General features: G+C 62.4%; 3 protein-coding genes. All 3 read right to left on the bottom strand.

The window, feature by feature from the left end:
• Nucleotides 1-70: 70 nt before the first annotated feature.
• The gene (locus EN906_RS28210; RefSeq protein WP_127269595.1) at nucleotides 71-877 is read right to left on the bottom strand and encodes an ABC transporter ATP-binding protein; all 807 of its coding nucleotides are present in this window, start codon (nucleotides 875-877) and stop codon (nucleotides 71-73) included.
• A 79-nt stretch (nucleotides 878-956) separates the two neighbouring features.
• Nucleotides 957-2,294, bottom strand: coding sequence for an ABC transporter substrate-binding protein (locus EN906_RS28205; RefSeq protein ID WP_127269594.1), 1,338 nt, complete (start codon nucleotides 2,292-2,294; stop codon nucleotides 957-959).
• Between the two features lie 82 nt (nucleotides 2,295-2,376).
• Nucleotides 2,377-3,252, bottom strand: an 876-nt coding sequence (locus EN906_RS28200; protein ID WP_164777415.1) for a branched-chain amino acid ABC transporter permease, incomplete at its 5' end; no start/stop codon positions are given.

Genomic DNA, 3,252 nt, shown 5'->3' with positions numbered 1-3,252 from the left:
GCACGGCGGCGGAAGCCTTGTCGGTTTTGACGGTCGAAACGGTCATTTCACTGCTCCTTGGGATTTTGGCTCAGGCAACGGCGTGGAGATGGGCGGGCTTGGTGGCGGGTGACACCTGTTGCCCGGGGGTTGATTGACCGAGATAGAAGGCTCTGATGTCCTCGCGCTGGCGAAGTTCGGCGGCAGCGCCAGCGAGCACGGAAACGCCGTTTTCGAGCACGGTGGCGTGGTCGGCGTATCTGAGCGCGACTGCCGAGTTCTGCTCGGCAACCAGGATCGACAGGCCGGTCTCACGGTTGAGTTTTTTCAAGCTCTGGAAGATGTCCTGGACGATGAGCGGGGCGAGTCCCATCGACGGTTCGTCGAGAACCAGCAAACGCGGTCGCGACATCAGCGCCCGGCCGATGGCGGTCATCTGCTGTTCACCGCCGGAGGTCAGGCCGGACAATGTCCGGCGCTTCTCCCTGAGGCGCGGGAAATAGCCGTAGATCCGCTCGAGGTCTTGATTGATCTCGGCGCGGCTCCCGCTGCGGCCGATGCCGCCGGCGATCAGATTCTCCTCGACGGTGAGGCTTTTGAAGCAGTGGCGGCCTTCCAGCACCTGGACCAGCCCGGCGCGCACCAGATCACCCGGTTTGCGGCGCGAGACATCGGACCCTTCATAGCGGATGGTGCCGGCATTGACCTGGCCACGTTCCGCCGGCAGCAGGTTGGAGACGGCCTTCAGCGTCGTGGTCTTCCCGGCGCCATTGGCTCCGAGCAACGCCAGGATCTGACCGCGCCTGAGCTCAAAGCTGACGCCGTGCAGCGCCGTGATGGCGTGGTTGTAGGTGGCATGGACCGCGTCCACGGCAAGAATGACGTCATCGTTCGGCATAGGCTGTTCTTTCGCGGTTCAAAAACCGAACAGGTCGGGCGCCACGGAAACTTGGTCCGCGACGCCCGGCACTGACTGATCAGTTGGTGGTCACAGCATTGGCATCGTCGGCGGTACGCAGCTTGATGCCCTTCTCGGCGGCGTAGGCCTCGGCGGACTTCTCGATGATCGGCCGCAGCAGCGCCCAGTCCGGCGCGATCCAGTCGGAGACGACGTTCCACTTCCTGCCGTCCCACTGCTGGAAGGTCACGTAGCCTTCGCCTTCGTGATTGTCCCAGCTGACATTGATCGAGTGGAACAGGTCCTTGGCGCCGAGCGCCTCGACCTTGGCCGGATCGAGCTTGAGATGCTCGAAGCCCCAGCGGACCTCGTCGCCGGTCAGCGCGCGATGGCCGAACTTCTCCTGCGCGACCCGGATCGCCTCGACATTGAGGATGCCGTTGACGATGCCGAGATTGTGGTAGACCGAGCCGATGCGCGCCTTGTCTTCAAGGTTACCCTTGCCGGCGCCATAGACCGTCTTCACGATCTCCTGCACCACCGGGTAGGAGTTGCCGGAAGCCTGCGTGGTGATGGCGGTGTAGCCCTTGGCGGCGTCGCCGGCGGGGATCACGTCCTCTTCGGAATTCGACCAGACATTGCCGACGATATGGTCGACGGGGAAGCCGACCTTGACCGCCGTCTTCAGCGCCACCGGGTTCATCACGCCCCAGCCGCGCAGGACGACGAAATCCGGCTTGGCGCGACGGATGGTCAGCCACTGCGACTGCTGCTCGTTGCCGGGATGCGGCACCTCGATCTGCTGCACGGTGAAGCCGTATTTCTGCGCCAGCAATTCATAGATCGGGATGGTTTCCTTGCCGTAGGGCGACCCGTGATAGAGCACGACGATCTTCTTGCCCTTCAGTCTGTCGATGCCGCCTTCCTTGGAGGCGATGTAGTTCACGATGCCTGATGTCTCACTGTAGGGATTGAGCAGCAGAGGGAAGACGTAGGGGAAAACGCGCCCATCTGTAGAATCGGTTCGGCCGTGATTGACGGTGATCAGCGGCACCTTGTCGGCGGTGATGCGATCGATCATGGCATAGGCGATGCCGACCGAGAGCGGGTTCCAGGCGGCGGCACCGGCATGGCTCTTCTGCCGCTCATAGCATTCGACACCACGCTCGACCTCATACTGGGTCTCGCATTCGTCCCAAGTCAGTTTGACGCCGTTGACGCCGCCGTCACGGATGTTGATGAGGTTGAGATAGTCGATGAAACCGCCGAAGAAGCCGGTGCCGCCGGCCGCATAAGGCCCGACGCGATAGCTCTGCAGCGGAAAATACTGTTCGTCGGCGTGCGCGGCCGGTAAGGCCACCGACACGATCATCGCCGCGGACAGCGCCGCCGCCTTGATTGTGCTGAGGAAAGTCATGGTCGAGATACTCCCGGTATGGGCCGTCTTGGGTTCGGCCCCTTGTTCATTTTCGGATTGGATTCATTTTCAATGCATCAGCTCAAGTCGACTGCCAGGCGAACAGGAGCCGTCTTCGGACCCTGTCCCACAGCGCCGCCAGCCCGTCGGGTTCAAGGATCAGAAACAGGATGATGAGCGCGCCCAGCACGATGCGCTGGCTCATGTCGAGCACGCCCGAGTCGAAGAGATCGCCAAGCAGGAAGCCGCCGAGGCGCGACAGAGCGAGTGGAAAGACCACGATGAGGGCGGCGCCGAAGAAGGCGCCGCGGATCGAAGCCAGACCACCGATGATGATGATGAACAGGATCTGGAACGACCGGTCGAGATCGAAGCCGTCCGGCTCGACGGTTCTGAGATAGGCGAAGGCCCAGATGACGCCGGCAACGCCAATGATGAAGGACGAGATGGCGAAGGCCAGAAGCTTGGTCTTCAGCACCGGAATGCCGATGATGCGGGCGGCGGTTTCATTGTCGCGGATGGCGATGAAGTTGCGCCCGGTCTGCGACGAGGCCAGCCTATAGGCAAGGAAGGTCAGCACCGTGACGATGGTCAGCGCGAACAAATAGCGGCCGATGGCGCCGTCGAGCGCGAAACCTGAAATCGACAGTCTCGGCGCGTCGATGACGCCGGACGCCGAGTTGTTGGAAAACCAGCTGAACTTGGTCAACGCCCATTGCACGAAGAACTGCGCGGCAAGGGTCGAAACCGCGAGATAAAAACCCTTCAGGCGCAGGCTCGGCAGGCCGAAAACGACGCCTATCGCGGCCGCCACTATGCCGGCCAGGAAGATGCTGCCGGCCAGCGGCAGGCCTTCGACACGCAGGTTGAAATTATAGGCGGCAAAGGCGCCGGCCGCCATGAAAGCAGCACTGCCAAGCGACACCTGGCCGGCATAGCCGGTCAGGATGTTCAAGCC

This window comes from Mesorhizobium sp. M7A.F.Ca.CA.004.06.1.1 (genome assembly GCF_003999135.1).
GTDB lineage: Bacteria > Pseudomonadota > Alphaproteobacteria > Rhizobiales > Rhizobiaceae > Mesorhizobium.
The sequence above is the reverse complement of the archived record's forward strand: the minus strand, read 5'-3'. Positions and strand labels throughout refer to the sequence as shown.